Raw genomic sequence first — 20,325 nt, 5'->3', positions numbered from 1 at the left:
CTTTCTCCCGTTAGAGCAGCATCGACAGCGGATCTTCGATCAGCTTCTTGAAGACGGCGAGGAATTCGGCGCCGACCGCGCCGTCCACCACCCGGTGATCGACCGACAGCGTGCAGCTCATGACCGTGGCGACGGCCAAGGCGCCGTCCTTGACGATCGGGCGCTGCTCGCCGGCACCGACCGCCAGGATGCAGCCCTGCGGCGGGTTGATGATGGCGCCGAAATCACGGACGCCGAACATGCCGAGGTTGGAGATCGAGAAGGTGCCGCCCTGGAACTCCTCCGGCTTCAGCTTGCCGTCGCGGGCGCGCTTGGCCAGATCCTTCATGGCGTTGGAAATTTCGACCAGTCCTTTGGTCTCCGCCGCCTTGATGATCGGTGTGATCAGGCCGGTCGGGGTAGCGACGGCGACCGAGATGTCGGCGTTCTCGTACTGGAGGATCGCGTCGTCGGTCCAGGCGGCGTTGGCGGCCGGCACCTTCTTCAGCGCCAGGGCGGTAGCCCGGATCACGAAGTCGTTGACCGACAGCTTGTACTCGTCCGAACGGCCGTTCAGCTCGGCCCGCGTCTTCAGGAGCTGGTCGATCTGGAGATCGATGGTCAGGTAGAAGTGCGGAACGGTCTGCTTGGCTTCCGTCAGGCGGCGCGCGATGACCTTGCGCATGCCCGAATTCGGGATCTCGCGGAACTTGATGCCCAGCTTGGTCGAGAAATCCTTGGCATCGACGCCCGCCGGCTTCTGGGCGGAAGGCACGGCTGCCGGGGACTGCGCCGCAGCCTGTCCGGCCGCCTGCGAGGGTGCGGGCTTCGGAGCCTCGGTCTTGGCGCCCTCGGCCGCGGCCGGCTTGGCGCCCTTCTTGGCGGTACCGCCGGAGATGGCGGTTTCGACGTCGTGCTTGACGATACGACCGTTGGGGCCGCTGCCCTGGATCTGCGAGAGGTCCAGGCCGGACTGCTCGGCCATCCGCTTGGCGAGCGGGCTCGCGAAGATTCGGTCGCCGGACTGGGCGGGAGACTGGGCCGGAGCCTGGGCGCCGTTGCTCTTGGGAGCCGGAGCCGCTTCGGGAGCGGGAGCCGAGGCGGCGCTCTCCGACTTTGCTTCGGGCTTGCTGGCTTCGGCCTTGGCTTCCGGCTGGGGAGCGGGCTTCGCAGCACCGCCGCCTTCCAGCGCGGAGGCATCCTCGCCCTCTTCCAGGAGGAGGGCGATCACCTGGTTGACGGCGACGCCCTGGGTCCCTTCCTGGACGATGATCTTGCCGAGCGTGCCTTCATCGACCGCTTCGACTTCCATGGTGGCCTTGTCGGTCTCGATCTCGGCGATGACGTCGCCGGACTTGACCTCGTCGCCTTCCTTCTTCAGCCACTTCGCGAGGTTGCCCTCGGTCATTGTCGGCGACAGCGCCGGCATAGTGATTTCAATCGGCATCTGGTGTGTCCCCCCGATGGCGCGCCGGCACTATAAGCGGCGCGCCGCCTTGATTGTCGCGTCAGCTCCGGTAAAGCACGGCCTTGACGGCCTTCTCGATGTCCTCGGGCTGAGGTAGAGCGAGCTTTTCCAGGTTGGCGGCATACGGCATCGGCACGTCGGCGCCATGGACCCGGTAGACCGGTGCGTCCAGATAATCGAACGCCTGTTCCATCATCAGGGCCGACATTTCGGCGCCGATGCCGGCGAAGGGCCAGCCTTCCTCGACCGATACGAGGCGGTTGGTCTTCTTGACGCTGTTGACGATCGTCTCGGTGTCGAGCGGGCGGATGGTGCGGAGGTTGATGACCTCGGCCTCGATCCCCTGCTCGGCCAGCCGCTCGGCGGCGGCCAGGGCCTGGCCGACCATGAACGAGAACGCCGTGATCGTCACGTCCTTGCCGGCGCGCATGATCTTAGCGCGACCGATCGGAACGATGAATTCGGGATCTTCCGGCACGTCGAAGCTGTGACCGTAGAGGATCTCGTGCTCGAGGAACACGACCGGGTTGGGATCGCGGATCGCCGACTTCAGCAGGCCCTTGGCGTCGGACGCGGAATACGGCGCCACGACCTTCAGGCCCGGGACATGAGCGTACCAGCTGGAATATTCCTGCGAGTGCTGGGCGGCGACGCGCGAGGCGGCGCCGTTCGGCCCGCGGAACACGATCGGGCAGCCCATCTGGCCGCCGGACATGTAGAGCGTCTTGGCGGCGGAGTTGATGATGTGATCGATCGCCTGCATGGCGAAGTTGAAGGTCATGAACTCGACGACCGGCTTCAGGCCGTGGAAGGCGGCGCCGACGCCGAGACCCGCGAAGCCGTGCTCGGTGATCGGAGTGTCGATGACGCGGCGCTCGCCGAACTCCTGGAGCAGGCCCTGGGTCACCTTGTAGGCACCCTGGTACTCCGCGACCTCCTCGCCCATGACGAAGACCTTGTCGTCACGGCGCATCTCTTCCGCCATCGCGTCGCGCAGCGCTTCGCGCACGGTCAGCTTGACGGTCTTGTCGAAATACTTGTCCTCGTCGCTGGCGGGCGGCGCCGCCTTGGTGCCTTTCGGCGGCTCGACCGGCAGGGTCGGCTTGGTCTCTTCCTCGCCTTTGACCTTCTGGAGAGCGGCGCTCTGGGTCGTGTTGTCCTGGACTTCGGGCGTTTCCAGCTTGTCGGCGTCTTCGTCCTCACCGACCAGCAAGGCGATCGGCGTATTGACCGCCACGCCCTCGGTGCCTTCGGCAATCAGGATCTTGCCCAGCTTGCCTTCATCGACAGCCTCGACCTCCATGGTCGCCTTGTCGGTCTCGATCTCGGCGAGGATATCGCCAGATTTGACGTCGTCGCCTTCCTGTTTGACCCATTTGGCAAGCTTGCCTTCGGTCATGGTCGGCGACAGCGCCGGCATCAGAATTTCAATCGGCATTCCAGTTCCTCCGGCACCAATCCCCAGTCGCGGCCTTCTGCGGGCCACAGAGGGAGAGGCGGCGCACCAAACATTGCGCGCCGCCCGATGGCCTCAAGCTGATGTTGCGTTAGGCTTCGATCAGGATGTCTGTCCAAAGCTCCGCGGGATCGGGCTCCGGGCTCTGCGTCGCGAAATCCGCGGCCTCGGCCACGATGTTCTTGATGTCCCGGTCGATCGTCTTCAGCGCATCCTCGTCGGCCGAACCGTTTTCCAGGATCAGCTTCTTGAGGTTGTCGATCGGGTCCATTTCCGTCCGCATCTTGGTGACTTCTTCCTTGGTGCGGTACTTGGCCGGATCGGACATGGAATGGCCGCGGTAGCGATAGGTCTTCATCTCGAGGATGACCGGACCGCTGCCTTCGCGGGCATGGGCGACGGCCTTTTCCGAGGCTTCCTTGACGGCCAGCACGCTCATGCCGTCGACGACATGGCCGGGAATGCCATAAGCGCTGCCGCGCTCGCACAGCTCGCCGGCGGAAGCGCGATGCTGCGAGGTGCCCATCGCGTACTTGTTGTTCTCGATCACGTAGACGACCGGGAGCTTCCAGAGAGCCGCCATGTTGAAGCTCTCGTAGACCTGCCCCTGGTTGATGGCGCCGTCGCCGAGATAACAGACGTTGATGTTGCCGTCCTGGGTGTACTTGTGCCCGAAGGCGAGGCCGGTGCCGATCGGCACCTGGGCCGCGACGATGCCGTGGCCGCCGAAGAACTTCTTCTCGCGGCTGAACATGTGCATCGAGCCGCCCTTGCCCTTGGAATAGCCGCCGCTGCGACCCGTCAGCTCCGCCATGACGCCCTTGGGGTCCATGTCGGTGGCCAGCATGTGGCCGTGGTCACGGTAGCTGGTGATGATGCTGTCGCCGGGGATCAGAGCGTTCTGCATGCCCACGACTACCGCTTCCTGGCCGATATACAGGTGGCAGAAGCCGCCGATCAGGCCCATGCCGTACATCTGCCCGGCCTTCTCTTCGAAGCGGCGGATCAGCAGCATTTCGCGGTAGTATTTGAGCAGTTGTTCGGTTGAATACTGAGGGGTTTCGTCTGCCTGTGGCTTGCGACGTCTGGACGTAGCCAAGTGCTCCTCCCGATGTTAGGCGGGATCGGTCATTGCCGTCCCGCCCAGGCTCTTGCTCGGGATAGAACTAACGCCGTAGAGCGCACGACGCAAGATAAATGCTCGCAATTCCTTGTTATCTAAAGCGAATTTCGTCTTAACCGGGATTTAGTTAAGCGCATGGCAACACTTGCGTTTTCGCCGCCCTATCTATTTCGGCTGGCCCGCTATGACCGGCGGCGCAACGCTGCTACGCGGTACGAGAATGATGACGTCGTCGGGATGGCTGTAATTCAGCACCGCGCGAGCCCGCTCATCCAACATGTCGGGATCGAGATGATCACGCTTCAACAGCGAGGCGCGCTGCTCCAGGTCGGTGCGCTCGCCCCTCACCTGGGCAAGGACCGCCTCCGCCTGCTGGATCTCGTTCTGTAGATGGGACAGCGCAATCAGGCCACGATCACCCTGGATCGCGTGATACGCGAAATAGCCGACGATCGCGGCGCCGATGGCGGGGCCGATCGTCTGACGCAGGGCACGGCCGAGTGCGTCTCTTACATGGTCGATTGCAGTCATGACGCGATGGAATCACGAAGAATTCCACCGCGTCAAATGAAAACTATCGATTGGGCAACGAGGGCCGAAAAAGGTTGCAGGATTACCCGCGTATCACGCTCCTACCGGCGAAACGAGCGGCGTTGCCCAACTGCTCCTCAATCCGGATAAGCTGGTTGTACTTGGCCAGCCGGTCCGAACGGGACAGCGATCCTGTCTTGATCTGGCCGCAGTTGGTTGCGACCGCGAGATCGGCGATCGTGGAGTCCTCGGTCTCCCCCGAGCGGTGCGACATGACGGCGGTGTAGGACGCCTTGTGCGCGATCTCGACCGCATGCAGGGTTTCCGACAGGCTGCCGATCTGGTTGACCTTGACCAGGATCGAATTGCCGACGCCCTTCTTGATGCCGTCGGTCAGGCGGACCGGGTTGGTCACGAACAGGTCGTCGCCGACCAGTTGGACTTTCTTGCCGATGGCGGCGGTCAATGCTGCCCAGCCTTCCCAGTCGTCCTCGGACATGCCGTCCTCGATCGAGATGATCGGGTAGCGGGCGACCAGGTCGGACCAGTAGTCCACCATGGCGCCCGGCTCGAGGATCTTGCCTTCGCCGGCGAGGTTGTATTTGCCGTCCTTGAAGAACTCGGTCGAGGCCGCGTCGATCGCCAGATGGATGTCCTCGCCCGGCTTGTAGCCGGCCGCTTCGATCGCCTGCATGACGAAGCCGAGGGCATCGTCGGTCGAAGCGAGGTTGGGGGCGAAGCCGCCCTCGTCGCCGACATTGGTGTTGTGCCCGGCGTCCTTCAGCTTTTTCTTGAGCGACTGGAACACCTCAGAGCCCATGCGGATCGCCTCGGCCACGTTTTCGGCCGACACGGGCATGATCATGAATTCCTGGATGTCGATCGGGTTGTCGGCATGGGCGCCGCCGTTGATGATGTTCATCATCGGGACCGGCAGCATGTTGGCGAAGGCGCCGCCGACATAGCGGTAGAGCGGCAGGTCCGCCTCCTGCGCCGCCGCCTTGGCGACCGCGAGGCTGACGCCGAGGATGGCGTTGGCGCCCAGCCGGGACTTGTTCGGCGTTCCGTCGAGATCGATCAGCAGCGCGTCGACCCCTTCCTGCTCGGCGGCTTCGTTGCCGGACAGCGCGTCGAAGATCTCGCCGTTGACGGCATCGACCGCCTTGAGCACGCCCTTGCCGCCGTAGCGGCCCTTGTCGCCGTCGCGAAGCTCGACCGCTTCGTGGGCGCCGGTAGAGGCGCCCGAAGGAACGGCGGCACGGCCGAAGGCGCCGGATTCGAGGGTCACATCGACCTCGACGGTCGGATTGCCGCGGCTGTCGAGAATTTCGCGCGCGTGGATGTCAGTGATCACAGACATGGAAAACCCCGAGGTGGCTTATTGGCTTTATCGCCGGCAAGTCATAAGCGCCAAATACCGGGTTATCAAGGAAACAGCGTGGGATACGTCCCGGCGGGACTATCACGCCGCACTCGCGAGGATGCCGGGCTGAACGTCGGGTTCCGAGACAAAACCGGTGGCGAGAGCGGGTAGCTCGGACAAGGTGGTCTGAGTCAACAGGCCGAGTTGGGCGACCGCATCGTTGAATGACGGCGATGCCGGATCGGCATAGAAGGCGCCGTCGTCGGCCGACATCGCCTGCGCGCCGACCGGTCCTGAGCCATAGAGCTTGATACCGTCATCGATGTAAGAGGCACGCTTGGTGATGTGTTCATCGGACTCCGAGAAACCTACGACTACACTGGCGCGTGTGCTGCCAGCCCGGAGCGCACCGGTCCAGTTCGCCAACCCGGCACCGTCGGGACCCCTGCCGAGGACATTGTTGTACAGGAGCGTTACGAAGGCCACATCGTTCAGGCTGCCATATTTCTGCTGGAACTCCGCCGATCCGGTAAAGCCGTCGGTGATCTGAAGCAGTGAGGAACCGCTTCTGAGTGCTGCGGTCCAGTTTTCCAGTCCCCCTGCCTCCGGCAGTCTGTTCAACGTCGTATGGTAAAGCCGCGCGACCTTGGCCGCGTTATCGTCGCTCAGCCACAAGCCTTTCTCGACTGTGGCCTTGGATTTTTCCATGTCCTCGACCGATTCCGAGAATCCCAGGACGGCATCGGCACGGCTCATCCCAGCAGCAAGCGCGTTGGTCCAGTTCGTAAGCCCACCGGCATCGGGTGTCCGGCCAAGGACGTTCTTGTACAGGAGAGTGACGAATGTCGTGTTATCCGGGCTGCCGTACCGGTTGAGGAACTCGGTCGAGTTGGTGAACCCCGAGACGGCCTGCTTCAACGTCATGGCGCCGGCCTCGATGGTCGACACCCAATTCTTCAAGCCGCTGTTGTCCGGCGTTCGGCCCAATGCGGCCCCATAAAGACGGTAGACCTGTGCTGCCGTGCCGGTGTTGCTTGCCGTCAGCGTTCCATCGGTGAATTTATAGTACTCGATCGAGTTATCGTAACAGTAATCATAGTCAGAACCATCATAGACATAGTTATTCGTGCCGGACCCTATGCTGATCGTTTTGTAGCTGGTGCGTGGAAGGTGCCATACCGCCGTGTCGATACCGGCGCCACCGTACAGAACATCGCCGCCGGCACCGCCGTCGAGAGTATCGTTCCCGTCTTCCCCGTGTAGATAATCCGCGTCGGCTCCGCCTGATAGAAGATCGTTTCCGAGTCCGCCATGTAGGCGATCGGCTCCAGCATCGCCATTGACGATGTCATCACCATTTGCCCCGCTCAGGGTATCGCCTCCCGATCCGCCCGACAGAGTATTGTTGAGACTGTTGCCCGTTATGGTATCAGAGCCGCTTCCCCCTACGGCATTCTCGATATCGGTACCGTAAGCAATGGACACGTTGTCTGTCGCGGGAGACATTAGAACACGAATATAACCGTTGGACGACGAATACACTCCAATCGAACTAAATGTCCCTTGATTCAAATTAATCTTGACGTTTTGGATTTGTGCAGTTGCGTCGATAGTGTCATTGCCGCCTCCATCCCATATGACTTCAGTGAACGGCGTCGTCATATTAGAGAATAGATATCTATTATCATTCTGTCTGACGCTTGTCCTGGCTCCATACAGATATTGAACAGCTGCTACATCGTAAAGAGCAGGAGCAGACCCATAAACGTTATAATCAGATAGCGACTGCCTATTGTAAGACATGATTGTGTATCGCTTATTGTCTTGATTATAGGATAGGTAAGGGCCTTCCGTTCCTCCACCGCCGGTATTGTAGTTCCCAGGATGCTTCAAACCAATGGCATGTCCGATTTCATGCACCAGAACACTGAATCCCGCATCACCGGGCGACGGAGAGGAGTTAATGTCGGAGTATCTCGAAAGGAAAACATCGCCGCCGATGCCACTGGAAGAAGTTGGGTAATAAGCATACGCAGCACTGTTAGTCTGATAATTGGTACCAAAGCGGATCGATCCTCCGGCATCAGCATCCGAGACTTCAGTAAATGTGATGTTGGCTACATCGGACCAAGTCGCCAAAGCTGCGCGTGCCGCAGATTTCTGTACCTCCGACAGCGGCGCGAACGCATAACTGTCATTCCAGCTTGCATAGTACGGCGCCTGCGTCATGAAGCTGAAGGTGACGTTGACGGCAGTTCCGATGGCTGATGCTGCGTTCCAGCGAGGAGTGCTGGACGGCAGTAGCGCTGACACATAGGAGCGCACCGTGCCGTCGGCACCGGAGCTGGCCAGCCCTTGAGGCATGTATACGCCATGCTCCGTGTGTTCCCCGTCGCAGGACCCGCATGTACATCCAAGCGAGGGATCGATCGTAAAATGGGCTGGATCAGGATCTACAGCCTCGATAGCATCAATCGCATTACAAGCCGAAGTCGACATCGAAGCATCCTAAGATGGACTGAATTTGCTATTAATTCTCTGATAATTCGAGCGATTTATAAGCATATTCGATGAAGAATGCTGCTTTTAAGTAGAACATGCGCTACTATGACGCTCATACCCTTAATGCGGGAATTTTTTAACGTCATACACCAGAGGCCAGACGTTGGTCCTGATTGCCCCGGTCGCTGAAGCTATATCGAAACTGACAAGTTGTTGTCAGGCCACACGCCAAGCGGCCGCTCCCCTTTTATCGGGAGCGGCGCGTAAGCCGATGGGGGAAACGCTTAGGCTCCGAACAGCCAGTCGCCTGGCGCAGTAGCGGATTGCGCCACGCCGGCCGTTTCCACCTGCCCGCCCTGGGCTTGGCCTTCAAGCATGATTCCATCGTCGATATAGGGCGCGCGCTGGCTCTGATGCTCGGCGGACTCCGAGAACCCTATGACGACTTCGGCCCGTGGCCTTCCGGAATCGATCGACTCCGTCCATGCGGCCAGACCGGAACTGTCCGGCTGACGGCCCAGCACGTTGTTGTAGAGAAGCGTCGTGAAGCCGGAGTTATCCAGCGTGCCGTAACGCGCGATGAACTCCGGAGAGCCGGTAAAATCGTCCGAAATTCCCAGAAGCGTGTCGCCGTTGCGCAGGGCATTGGTCCAGGTGACCAGTCCCTCCGCGTCCGGCAGCCGATCCAGGGTCGTATGGTAGAGACGCGCTACCTGGGCCGCCGTATCGTCGCGAAGCCACAAGCCCTGTTCGACGCCCGGGCTCGTCCGGTTGATGTTTTCCGCTGACTCGGAGAAATCGAGCACGACATCGGACCGGCTCTCGCCACCGCCAAGCGCGGTCGTCCAGGTCTGCATTCCGGGCGCATCGGGCTCCCGCCCCAGAACGTTCCGGTACAGCAGGGTAATGAAGCCCGCGTCTTCCGGATTGCCGTAGCGGCCGGTGAACTCCGGTGAACCGGTGAATCCGGCGACTGTTTGGTTGAGCGTCAGCGAGCCGGAGTCGATGGCGCCGACCCACCCCTTCATTCCGCCGGCATCCGGTTCCCGCCCGAGGGTGGCGCCGTACAGCCGATAGACTTGCGCCGCGGTGCTGGCGGTGTCGGTGACGTACTCCCCGTCCACGAAGACGAAATGCTCGACCGAGTTCCCGACGATCCGGTCGGTTCCCGAGGAATCCGCAACGGTGTCGTCGGCATTGGCATTCAGGGAAATGGCATAGGCGTTGCGCGGGCTTGACCAGAGGGCGGTATCCGGCCCCTCCCCGCCGTCGATGACGTCGCTGCCCGGACCGCCGTCGAAGGTGTCCTTGCCGGTGAGGCCGTACAATTTGTCATTGCCGGCCCCGCCGTTGAGGCGGTTGGCAAGGGCATTGCCGGTGATCGTATCGTCGCCGCTGCCGCCGTTGGCGTTGCCGATACTGGCTCCGTAGGCGATCGACACGTTGTTCACGGCGGCGCCACCGGCACCATTGGTTCCGATCGAACTGAACGCCCCTTCCCGCAGGTCGATGGTTGCGCCGCGTGTCTGGGCGCCCACGTCCAGCGTATCGGAGCCGGCGCCGTCCCAGATCACCTTCGTGAAGGCGGTTTCCGTATTCGATAGCTGGTAGACGTCGTCGCCCGGCCGAGTCTTCAGGTTGGCGCCATAGAGATGCTGGATCGCCGCGACGTCATAGAGTGCCGGCGCGGCACCGTAGGTGCCGTAGTTGGTCCACGGCTGAGTGGTATACGACATCGTCGTGAACTGGTGGTTGTCCTCGGCCGTCGGCAGGAAGGGACCTTCTGCTCCGCCGCCATGGGCATCGTAGTCGCCTGGATGCTTCAGCCCGATCGCATGGCCGATTTCGTGGACGAGAGTATGATACCCCCAGTTGCCGGGCTCCGGGTTCTTGTTGGATTCCTGGTCGTTCGCGATGTAGACGTCACCGCCGGCCGGGTCGGAATTGGGGAAGTAGGTGTAGCCGCCGCTGGCGCCGTTCTGGTTGTTGGTCCCGAACCTGATCTCTCCGCCATTGCCCGCGTCCGGCACTTCCTTGAACGTGATGTTGGCAACTTCCGCCCATGTCGCCAGTGCGGCGCGCACGGCAGCCTGCTGGACGCCGGACATCGGAGCGAAGCCGAACGAATCGTCGAACCAGGCATAGTCCGGCGACGCGGTCATGAAACTGTAAGTGACCGTAGCCGGGCTGCCGAGACTGGACTGATCGTTCCAACGGGGAGTTCCCGATGGCAGGAGCGCCGCTATGTAGTAGGGAAGTGCTTCGGCCCCACTGACATCGGCACTTGCCACCGGCACGTGTTCAATGGACTCTGCCGAGTCCTTCTGTGGTGCAGCCATGGGCCACCTTCGGCGCTGTTGGTGATCGCCTTGATTAGCCGGTCGAGACAGGGCATTGCAGTGACAAGTTGATTGCCGGAGCGGTTATTCGGGACATGAACGATGTCCCGAAAGTCGATCAGAACAGCGGATTGGCTTTAGCCAGACGGTCGAACTGAACCAAGGCCTCGAGGATGCCCGGCAGGTTCTTCAGATAGACCATGTTGGGGCCGTCGCTCGGCGCCTTGTCCGGGTCCTGGTGCGTTTCCATGAAGACGGCGGCGACACCGATCGAGATGGCAGCGCGCGCCAGCACGGGTACGAATTCCCGCTGGCCACCCGACGTTTCACCCTGCCCGCCCGGCTGTTGGACCGAGTGCGTGGCGTCGAACACGACGGGATACCCTGTGCGCGCCATGATCGGGATCGACCGCATGTCCGAAACGAGGGTGTTGTAGCCGAAACTGACGCCGCGCTCGCATAGCAGGATCTTCTGATTACCGGTGCTGGCGAGCTTGGACGCGACGTTCTTCATGTCCCAGGGTGCCAGGAACTGGCCTTTCTTGACATTGATCGCCTTGCCGGTTTCGGCGGCGGCCAGCAACAGGTCGGTCTGGCGGGACAGGAAAGCGGGGATCTGGAGCACATCGACCGCTTCCGCGACAGGACCGCATTGCTCCGGCAGATGGATATCGGTCAGGACGGGACAGCCCCAAGTCTCGCGGACTTCCGCCAGGATCGGCAGGCTGGTCTCCAGTCCGATGCCGCGGTTGCTCCCCAGGGAAGTGCGGTTGGCCTTGTCGAAGGACGACTTGTAGATCAGGCCGATGCCGAGCTTGCGCGTCAGCTCGACCAACGCGTGGCTGGTCTCCAGCGCGTGCTCCCGGCTCTCCAGGGCACAGGGGCCGGCAATCAGGACGAAAGGCCGATCGTTGGCGATGGAAAGCGGACCGACCTCTACTGTGCGGTTCAGCGTAGTGGCGTCTATCATAAGTCGACCCTCCCTGCGAGACCGGCCCCTGAAGGACCGGCCGGATTAAACCAGCCGGCTCTGCTCGATGGCGGCGCGAATGAAATCGATGAACAGAGGATGCGGGCTCAGCGGCTTCGACTTCAATTCCGGATGGAACTGGACGCCGACGAACCACGGATGGCCCGGCAGTTCGACGATTTCGGGCAGCGCGCCGTCCGGCGACAGGCCGGAGAACAGAAGCCCCGCAGACTCCAACTGTCCACGCAGGTTGATGTTCACTTCGTAGCGGTGCCGGTGGCGCTCGCTGATCAGCTCCGAATCGTAGATGTCTCGGACCCGGGAGCCTTCGATCAGCCGGCAGGGATAGGCTCCCAGCCGCATCGTGCCGCCGAGATCGTCGTTGGCGCCGCGAATCTCGGTCTGGTTGCCGCGTGCCCATTCCGTCATCAGGCCCACGACCGGGACGACGTCGCGGCCGAATTCGGTGGAGCCTGCGTTGGGAATGTCGGCCAGATGCCGCGCCGCCTCGATCACCGCCATCTGCATGCCGAAGCAGATGCCGAAATACGGGACCTTGTGCTCGCGCGCGAACTGAACCGCCCGGATCTTGCCTTCCGACCCGCGCTCGCCGAAGCCGCCCGGCACCAAGATGCCGTGGACATGCTCCAGATGCTGGACCGCGTCGTCGGATTCGAAGATCTCGGCGTCAATCCAGTCCAGCTTGACCCGGACATTGTTGGCGATGCCGCCGTGGACCAGCGCTTCCGCCAGCGACTTGTAGCTGTCGAGCAGGCTGGTGTACTTGCCGACGACGGCGATGGTCACTTCGCCCTCGGGCTGGCGCACGGTGTGGACGATGCGGCGCCAGCGGCTGAGATCCGGCTCGCCTTCGTGAGGCAATCCGAAGTAGCTGAGCACCTGAACGTCGAAACCCTGCTCGTGATAGCTGACCGGCACCTGATAGATCGTATCGACGTCCAGCGCCGCGATCACCCGCTCCTGGCGGATATTGCAGAACAGGCCGATCTTGCGGCGCTCGCCTTCCGGAATCGGGCGGTCGGAGCGGCACAGCAGGATGGAGGGCTGGATGCCGACGCTGAGCAGTTCCTTGACCGAATGCTGGGTCGGCTTGGTCTTCAACTCGCCGGCGGATGGGATGTAGGGCAGCAGGGTCAGGTGGATGAACAGCGAGTTCTCGTGCCCGACCTCGTTGCCGAACTGGCGGATCGCCTCCAGGAAGGGCGTGCTCTCGATATCGCCGACGGTGCCGCCGATCTCGCACAGGACGAAGTCCTCGTCCGTCACGTCGGCGCGGATGAACTCCTTGATGGCGTCGGTGACGTGCGGGATGACCTGGACGGTGGCGCCCAGATAGTCGCCGCGCCGCTCGCGCTGGATCACGGTGGAGTAGATGCGCCCGGTGGTGACGTTGTCGCTCTTGCGCGCGGCGACGCCGGTAAACCGCTCGTAATGGCCGAGGTCGAGGTCGGTTTCCGCGCCGTCGTCGGTGACGTAGACCTCCCCGTGCTGATACGGGCTCATGGTGCCCGGATCGACGTTGAGGTAAGGGTCGAGCTTACGCAGCCGCACCTTGAACCCACGTGCCTGGAGCAATGCGCCCAGTGCCGCGGAGGCAAGGCCCTTGCCGAGAGAGGAAACGACGCCGCCGGTAATGAATATGTACCGAGTCATGGTGTCTTGCCGATCCCAGTTTTGATCAATCATGCCTGAAATGAGAGAGGCGGCCGAACCGCCGCCTCCCGACTACCCGATCCTGTGCGCAGCGCTACTGAGATACCGGAGCCTGCGGAGCCGCCGGAGCCGCGGGCGGCGGCGCTTCGGACGGCGCCGACTGCTGGGGCGGCATCTGGTCGATGATGGAGCGCGGCCGGTTCTGCCCGCCGGCCATGATCGCCAGGACCAGGCTGGTCAGCATGAAGGCCCCCGCCAGGATCGCGGTGGTCCGGGTCAGCAGGTTGGCCGTGCCGCGCGCCGACATCATGCCGCCACCAGCCCCGCCGCTGCTGCCGATGCCAAGGCCGCCGCCTTCTGATTTCTGTACCAGCACCACACCGATCAGCGAAACTGCGATCAGCAGGTGCACGATCAGAACCACTGCTTCCATGGTCCGGAAACCTTCTCTTCTGAAAACCGATGCTCAAAAACCGATAGGCGCGCCAGCCGCCCCTTTCGGATGGGCATGGCACGCCTTCGACCGATATTTACTAACTCGTCATGAGTTTCGCTAGCGGCAAGTTTCCGCGATGCCCCAAAAATCGTCGGCGGCAAGGCTGGCGCCGCCGACCAGGGCGCCGTCGACATTGTCCACCGACAGCAGTTCCGCCGCATTCGACGGCTTGACCGAACCGCCGTAGAGGATGCGGGCCTGCCCGGGATTCTCGATCCGGCCGTCGATGGCCTTACGGATATGGGCGTGGACCTCGGCGACGTCGGCAGCCGTAGGGGTCTTGCCGGTCCCGATCGCCCAGACCGGCTCATAGGCGATCACGGTGTTGGCGGCGGTGGCGCCGGCCGGTATCGAGCCCGCGACCTGGGTCCCGACCACGTCGAGCGCCTTGCCGGCCTCGCGCTGCTCCAGCGTCTCGCCGACGCAGACGATCGCCACCAGACCGGCCTGATGCGCGGCGGATGCCTTGGCCGAAACCAGCGCGTCGTCCTCCCCGTGGTTCTGGCGGCGCTCGGAATGGCCGACGATGACGTGGGTGCTGCCCGAATCGGCCAGCATCGCGGCGCTGATGTCGCCGGTATGGGCGCCCGACTTCGCGACATGGCAATCCTGGCCGCCGACCGCCAGGGGGGTGCCGGCCACGGCTTCCGCGACCGAGTGGACGAGGGTCGCCGGCGGGCAGACGAGCATGTCGAACTTCACCGAGCCGGCGGCGTCGAGCCGTCCCGCCAGATCCTTCGCCAGTTCCAGCCCGGCGGCGCGGAGGCCGTTCATCTTCCAGTTTCCGGCTATCAGCTTGCGGCGCTCGGGCATGGGCTCCATCTCGATCTTCAATTGCGGTGTATGCGATGGGGACTGTTTAGCAAGTGCGGGCGGTTATTTCCACACTATGGGCGCGTCGCGCGGGTGGTAAATCGTCTGTTGCCGCTGTCCGGGCCGACACCTATGATGCCGCGCCGTCGGGGTTCTTGTCCCCGGCACCGTGATTATTGGCGCCGGATCGCCCGGCCTCCCGCTTTCAAGACGTTGGAACATGCTTCAAGCCCTGCGCAGCACCGTCGGCTCCTGGATCGTGAAGATCCTGTTCGTCCTCCTGATCCTCAGCTTTGGGGTATGGGGCATCGGCGACATTTTCCGTGGCCGGACCGACACGACGGCGGCCGAGGTCGGCGGCGTGAAGATTTCGACGGTCGAGCTGGACAACGCCTTCCGCCAGGAAGTGAACCGCCTGCGCCAGATGCTGGGCGGCCAGATCGATGCGGAACAGGCTCGCGCGCTGGGCCTGGTGAACCAGACGCTGGACCAGCTCATCCAGCGGCATCTGCTGACGCTGGCGGCCGATGACGCCGGGCTGCGGGTCGGCGATCCGCTGGTGCTGGGCCAGCTTCGGGCGGAGCCCGCCTTCCACAATCTGATCGGACAGTTCGATCCCGAACAGTTCCGGCGCGTGCTGGCGGCCAATCAGCTGACCGAGGACGCCTATGTCCAACTGCTCCGCACCGAGATCAAGCGGACCCAGGTCGTCGGCGCCGTCGCTGCCGGCGCTCAGGCGCCCGGCGCGCTGGTCGACGATCTGTTCCGCCGTCAGGCGGAGCGGCGGATCGCCGAAACCGTCCTGGTGCCGAACGCTGCCATGGGCGATGTCGGCACGCCGGACGATGCGGCCCTGACGGCATACCATCAGGAAAAGGCGGTCCGGTTCACGGCACCCGAGTTCCGCAAGCTGACCGTCGGCAAGCTGACCGTCGAGGACATCGCCAAGGACATCACCGTTTCGGACGAAGACCTCCATGCCGCCTACGACGCCCGGGCGGCCGAGTTCCAGACGCCGGAGCGCCGGACCGTCGATCAGGTGCTGGTGGCGGACGAAGCGACCGCCCGCAAGATCGAGTCCTCGGTCGCCCAGGGCCAAAGCCTGGAGGAGGCGGCCACGGCTGCCGGAGCCGAGGTCCTGACGCTGAACAGCCTGGCGCGGGAAGACCTGCTGCCGGAACTGACCGGGCCGGTGTTCGGCTTGCAGCAGGGCGGCCTCACCGCCCCCGTGCAGAGCCCCCTGGGCTGGCACATCGTGCGGGTAAGCGGCATCGAGGCCGGCAGCACGCGCGCCTTCGAGCAGGTACGCGACACAGTGCTGGCCGACGTGAAGCGCGACCGCGCCATGGACACCGTCTTCGAATCGGCCAACAAGGTCGAGGACGCGCTGGCAGGCGGCGCCAGCATCGAGGACGTGGCGCAGCAGTTCGGCCTGCGGCTGATCGAGGTTCCCGCGATCGACGCCAGCGGCCGCAAGCCGGACGGCGGTGCCGTCGCGGAACTGCCGGCGGCGCAACAGGTCGCCCAAGCTGCCTTCGGCGTGCAGCAGGGTTCCGCCACCACCCTGACGGAGACGCCGGACGGCGACTATTTCATCGCACGGGTCGACGCGATCACGCCGGCGACGCTCCGCCCGCTCGATACCATCAAAGCCGAGGTGATCGCCGCCTGGCAGGCCGATCAACGCGCCCAGCTTGCTTCCGGGAAAGCCGGCGAGATCGAGGAACGGCTGAAGGCCGGCAGTACGCCCCAGGACATCGCGGCAAGCGTCCCCGGCACCGTTGCCGGCGTCACCCCAGCCCTGACGCGCGCGGGCCGCGAAAACGGCGGACTACCTCCCGGGCTGGTGCAGCGCCTGTTCGAGATGAAGCAGGGCGAGGTGGCGACGGCGCCGACCCAGGACGGGCAGATCGTCGTCCGCCTGAGGGAAATCCAGGGGGCCGATCCGGCTGCCGCCGATGCACAGGTGGCCCAGGTGCGCCAGGGCGTCCAGCAGGCGATGGCCGGCGACCTTCTCGCCCAGTTCACCGATGCGCTTCGTCAGCGTTACCCGGTGTCGATCCACCAGTCGACCATCGACACAATGTTCCAGCGGAACTGACCCATCATGAAGGCGCTCCCCGCCCGTTCCGGCTTCGGCGAAACCTATGCGGCGGGCAAGCCGCAGGTCGTCTGGACCACCCTCGTCAGCGATCTGGAAACCCCGGTTTCGGCGATGATCAAGCTGGCGGACGGCCAGTCCAACTGCTTCCTGCTGGAGTCGGTGACCGGCGGCGAGGTCCGTGGGCGCTACTCGTTCATAGGCCTGAAGCCGGACCTGATCTGGCGCTGCAACCGCGACAAGGTCGAGATCAACCGGCGCGCCCGCATCGAAGCGGACGCCTTCGAGCCGAGCGACGAGCCGCCGCTCCAGGCATTGCGGTCGCTGCTGGCGGAGAGCCGGATCGACTTGCCGGCGGAATTGCCGCCCATGGCCGCCGGGCTGTTCGGCTATCTCGGCTACGACATGGTACGGCTGATCGAACGCCTGCCGGACGACAATCCGGACATGTTGGGCATCCCGGACGCGATCCTGATGCGCCCGACGATCATTGCGGTGTTCGACGGCATTCAGAACCAGATAACGCTGGTAACGCCGGTCTGGCCGGCCGACGGCATGAACGCCGAACTGGCTTACGACCTTGCGCTGGAAAGGCTCGGCGATGCCATCTCCGACCTGGAGCGCAACCTGCCGTACCGGCGCGAGGCGGCCAACGTGGTGCGTTCGCTGCCGGAGCCCGTGTCCAACACGACGCGGGAGGAATACCATGCGATCGTCGAACGGGCGAAGGAGTACATCCTGGCCGGCGACATCTTCCAGGTCGTCCCGTCGCATCGTCTCAGCGTGCCGTTCGAGCTGCCGCCCTTCAGCCTGTACCGGGCGCTCCGCCGGCTCAACCCGTCGCCGTTCCTTCTGTACCTGGATTTCGGCGACGGCTTGAGCATCGTCGGGTCAAGTCCGGAGATCCTGGTGCGGCTACGCGACGGCAAGGTGACGATCCGTCCGATCGCCGGGACGCGCAAGCGCGGCGCCACGCCCGATGAGGACAAGATCCTGGCCGCCGACCTGCTGTCAGACCCGAAGGAGTTGTCCGAACACCTGATGCTTCTGGATCTCGGGCGCAACGACGTGGGCCGCGTCGCCCAGATCGGCAGCGTGACGGTGACCGAACGGATGGTGATCGAGTACTACTCGCACGTCATGCACATCGTCTCTAACGTCGAGGGGACGATCGATCCGCAGCACGACGCGCTGGACGCCCTGTTCGCCGGGTTCCCCGCGGGCACCGTCTCGGGTGCTCCGAAGGTGCGGGCGATGGAGATCATCGACGAGCTTGAAAAGGCCCGGCGCGGCGTCTATGGCGGCTGCGTCGGCTATTTCGGCGCAAACGGCGCCATGGACACCTGCATAGCGCTCCGCACCGCCGTCCTTAAGGACGGCGTCATGCATGTCCAGGCGGGCGGCGGCGTCGTGGCCGACAGCGACCCGGAGGCCGAATACCAGGAAACGGTCAACAAGTCGCGGGCGCTGATCCGTGCAGCGGAGGAAGCGGTCAGGTTCGCTTCCAGCCGCTGACGCGTATGTTGGGCCGAGCGCCGTTCAGGCGGCGGCCCTGCCGCCGAAATCGAATCCGGCGCCTTCCACCGCATCCTTGACGGTATCCTCCGACAGGTCGCCGTCGACCGTCACCACTCCGGTCGGCAAGTCGACTTCGACCGTCGCGGCCGAGTCGCGTGCGGTGATGGCGTTGGTGACGGAGCGGACACATCCGCCGCAAGTCATCCCCGAAACCTTGTACTTCGCTGACATCGTGGTGCCTCCATTTGGCGTTTTACTGGTTTTACTGCTTGGTCGGTAGCTTTCCAAAGCCCTGGCGGGGCGGCTTCAGCCGCTCGGCTGGCGGTGCTTCAGAATGGCGCTGACGGGAACGAGCGTGAAGCCCTTAGCGGCGACGGACGGCAGCCATTCGACCAGGGCGTCCACGGTCGCGTCGTGGGGATGACCGATAGCGATGGCGTAACCCTGCCGCCGGGCGACGGCCTCCACTTTGGCAAGGCTCGCCCTGACCGCGCTTGGGCTCATGTCGTCGTCCAGGAAGACGTCCCGGCCCAGGGCGGGCAGGTGAATGCCGCGCGCGATGCCGAAGGCGACGCTGTGGCTGGTGGTGCGGCTGTCCAGGAACATCAGGCCGCGTCGCTGTAGCTCTCCCAGGATCACCCTCATGCCGGCAGCATCCTCCGTGAAACGGCTGCCCATGTGGTTGTTGACCCCGATATAGCCGTCGAACGACTTCAAGCCATGGTCCAGGCGGCGCAGCAGTTCGGCATTGCCGACGCCGACCTTCATGGCATCCGGTCCGGGATCGATGTCGCTGGCTCGCGGCTCCATCGGGATATGGACCATCAGCTCATGACCTGCCGTCCGAGCCGTCTTGGTCTGGCGCGGAAGGTCGTTGGCATAGGGCAGCCATGCAAGGGTCAGAGGGGCAGGCAATCCGACGACCCGGGAACTGCGCTTCCGGTCCAGCCCCATGTCGTCGATCACGATGGCGATCATGGGACCGCCGGAGCGCGGGACGAAAGGCACCGCGTTCTTCTGCCACAGCGGCGCGCCGGGAGCGAGCGGAGCCGGTGCGGCACCCGGCGGGAGCGGCGGCGGCATCATCGCCGCCAGGACCGTCGCCGGCGCCGGCTTGGCTAGCGGCGGAGCGATGATGGGGACAGTCGCCGAGGGTGCCTTCGGCGCGGAGGATTCCTCGGCCTGTTCCTGGACACGCGGTTGTTCGACACGGGGTGGTTCGACGCGGGGCATGTCGATCCGGGGAGCGGTCGGGCGCACCGTTTCCGGCCGGGTCGTGACGACCTGGGCAGGCGGCTTGTCCGACTCCCGCTGATAGAGGAAGCCGACCAGAGCGCCCGCGCCGAAGGTCAGGGCAAGGGCTCCCGCTGCCAGCGTGACGGGACGAAAGCGCTTCAGCAAGTCGGGCACCGCAGGCTTTCGCCGGGTGCGCCGGGGTTTCGGCGTCTTGGACGTTTTGGTCGTTGGACTTGGCATAATGTCAGGTGCGATGCTCTGTCGATGATGTAGCCAGCGAGTCGAGAATGGGACAGTCGGGACGGTCGTCGCCGTGGCAGCGCTGGACCAGGTCGACCAGCGTTTCACGGATATTCCGCAGTTCGGCGATCTTGGCGTCGATCTCCGCGATGTGACCGCGCGCCAGCGCCTTGACGTCGGCGCTGGCACGGCTCCGGTCGCGCCAGAGGGTCAACAGGTTGGCGACGTCCTTGACCGCGAAGCCCAGCGAACGCGCATGCGAAACGAAACGCAGGGTTTCGACCTCCTCCGACGTGTAGACCCGGTAACCGTTGGCGCTGCGGCCGGCGGACGCGATCAGGCCGATGCTTTCATAATAGCGAATGGTCTTGGCCGGCACGCCGGAGCGCTTGGCAACTGTCCCGATATTCATGAAACGCTCTCCCGATACGATGGGTTTTCATCGTTAACAGATCGTTACTCACAGCCAGATGGTATTCATATGGGGCTTCCAGTGCCGGGAAGGTCAAGGTACCG

Annotated in this window: 16 protein-coding genes; 2 read left to right on the top strand and 14 right to left on the bottom strand. The window is 63.7% G+C overall.

Going from position 1 to position 20,325, the window contains the following annotated elements; translation table 11 throughout:
- Positions 1 to 10: 10 nt before the first annotated feature.
- The 11 genes from N826_RS21000 to tpiA all read right to left on the bottom strand — a co-directional run bounded on the left by N826_RS21000 (position 11) and on the right by tpiA (position 14,714).
- Positions 11 to 1,426, bottom strand: a complete 1,416-nt coding sequence (locus N826_RS21000; RefSeq protein WP_044432038.1) for a pyruvate dehydrogenase complex dihydrolipoamide acetyltransferase — start codon at positions 1,424 to 1,426, stop codon at positions 11 to 13.
- A 61-nt stretch (positions 1,427 to 1,487) separates the two neighbouring features.
- Complete coding sequence (locus tag N826_RS20995; RefSeq protein WP_044432036.1) at positions 1,488 to 2,885, bottom strand: pyruvate dehydrogenase complex E1 component subunit beta; 1,398 nt, start codon at positions 2,883 to 2,885, stop codon at positions 1,488 to 1,490.
- Positions 2,886 to 2,994: 109 nt separating this feature from the next.
- On the bottom strand, positions 2,995 to 4,002 hold the full coding sequence (gene pdhA, locus N826_RS20990) for a pyruvate dehydrogenase (acetyl-transferring) E1 component subunit alpha (protein WP_044432034.1): 1,008 nt from the start codon (positions 4,000 to 4,002) through the stop codon (positions 2,995 to 2,997).
- Between the two features lie 189 nt (positions 4,003 to 4,191).
- Entirely contained in the window at positions 4,192 to 4,557 is a 366-nt protein-coding gene (locus tag N826_RS20985; RefSeq protein ID WP_044432032.1) for an FtsB family cell division protein, read from the bottom strand.
- Between the two features lie 82 nt (positions 4,558 to 4,639).
- Entirely contained in the window at positions 4,640 to 5,917 is a 1,278-nt protein-coding gene (eno, locus tag N826_RS20980) for a phosphopyruvate hydratase (protein ID WP_044432030.1), read from the bottom strand.
- A 102-nt stretch (positions 5,918 to 6,019) separates the two neighbouring features.
- Positions 6,020 to 8,284 carry a DUF4214 domain-containing protein gene (locus N826_RS41830; RefSeq protein ID WP_169789393.1) on the bottom strand — a complete coding sequence of 755 codons (2,265 nt, stop codon included), beginning with the start codon at positions 8,282 to 8,284 and terminating at the stop codon, positions 6,020 to 6,022.
- A 422-nt stretch (positions 8,285 to 8,706) separates the two neighbouring features.
- Positions 8,707 to 10,761: a DUF4214 domain-containing protein gene (locus N826_RS45755; RefSeq protein ID WP_084720969.1), complete on the bottom strand. Its 2,055-nt coding sequence runs from the start codon at positions 10,759 to 10,761 to the stop codon at positions 8,707 to 8,709.
- 118 nt (positions 10,762 to 10,879) lie between these two features.
- A complete protein-coding gene (gene kdsA / locus N826_RS20965; RefSeq protein WP_044432027.1) occupies positions 10,880 to 11,731 on the bottom strand; it encodes a 3-deoxy-8-phosphooctulonate synthase in 852 nt (283 codons plus the stop codon).
- Positions 11,732 to 11,776: 45 nt separating this feature from the next.
- Positions 11,777 to 13,405, bottom strand: coding sequence for a CTP synthase (pyrG, locus tag N826_RS20960; protein WP_044432025.1), 1,629 nt, complete (start codon positions 13,403 to 13,405; stop codon positions 11,777 to 11,779).
- Positions 13,406 to 13,499: 94 nt separating this feature from the next.
- Positions 13,500 to 13,838, bottom strand: a complete 339-nt coding sequence (gene secG / locus N826_RS20955; protein ID WP_044432024.1) for a preprotein translocase subunit SecG — start codon at positions 13,836 to 13,838, stop codon at positions 13,500 to 13,502.
- A gap of 120 nt (positions 13,839 to 13,958) precedes the next feature.
- Positions 13,959 to 14,714 (bottom strand): triose-phosphate isomerase, encoded by a 756-nt coding sequence (gene tpiA / locus N826_RS20950; RefSeq protein WP_044432152.1) that lies wholly within the window; start codon positions 14,712 to 14,714, stop codon positions 13,959 to 13,961.
- Positions 14,715 to 14,934: 220 nt separating this feature from the next.
- Between tpiA and N826_RS20945 the strand changes: the two genes are divergently transcribed.
- Both N826_RS20945 and trpE read left to right on the top strand, forming a co-directional pair.
- Positions 14,935 to 16,815, top strand: a complete 1,881-nt coding sequence (locus tag N826_RS20945) for a SurA N-terminal domain-containing protein (protein WP_044432023.1) — start codon at positions 14,935 to 14,937, stop codon at positions 16,813 to 16,815.
- 6 nt (positions 16,816 to 16,821) lie between these two features.
- The gene (gene trpE / locus N826_RS20940) at positions 16,822 to 18,330 is read left to right on the top strand and encodes an anthranilate synthase component I (protein WP_044432022.1); all 1,509 of its coding nucleotides are present in this window, start codon (positions 16,822 to 16,824) and stop codon (positions 18,328 to 18,330) included.
- Positions 18,331 to 18,354: 24 nt separating this feature from the next.
- Here trpE and N826_RS20935 read toward each other — a convergent pair whose 3' ends face one another.
- The 3 genes from N826_RS20935 to cueR all read right to left on the bottom strand — a co-directional run bounded on the left by N826_RS20935 (position 18,355) and on the right by cueR (position 20,221).
- Positions 18,355 to 18,564, bottom strand: coding sequence for a heavy-metal-associated domain-containing protein (locus N826_RS20935; protein ID WP_044432019.1), 210 nt, complete (start codon positions 18,562 to 18,564; stop codon positions 18,355 to 18,357).
- A 75-nt stretch (positions 18,565 to 18,639) separates the two neighbouring features.
- Positions 18,640 to 19,743, bottom strand: coding sequence for a divergent polysaccharide deacetylase family protein (locus N826_RS40345; protein ID WP_052831711.1), 1,104 nt, complete (start codon positions 19,741 to 19,743; stop codon positions 18,640 to 18,642).
- 70 nt (positions 19,744 to 19,813) lie between these two features.
- Positions 19,814 to 20,221 (bottom strand): Cu(I)-responsive transcriptional regulator, encoded by a 408-nt coding sequence (cueR, locus tag N826_RS20925; protein WP_044432018.1) that lies wholly within the window; start codon positions 20,219 to 20,221, stop codon positions 19,814 to 19,816.
- Positions 20,222 to 20,325: the final 104 nt, after the last annotated feature.

This window comes from Skermanella aerolata KACC 11604 (assembly GCF_000936425.1).
Lineage (GTDB): Bacteria > Pseudomonadota > Alphaproteobacteria > Azospirillales > Azospirillaceae > Skermanella > Skermanella aerolata.
This window is presented reverse-complemented; position numbering and strand designations above follow the sequence as displayed.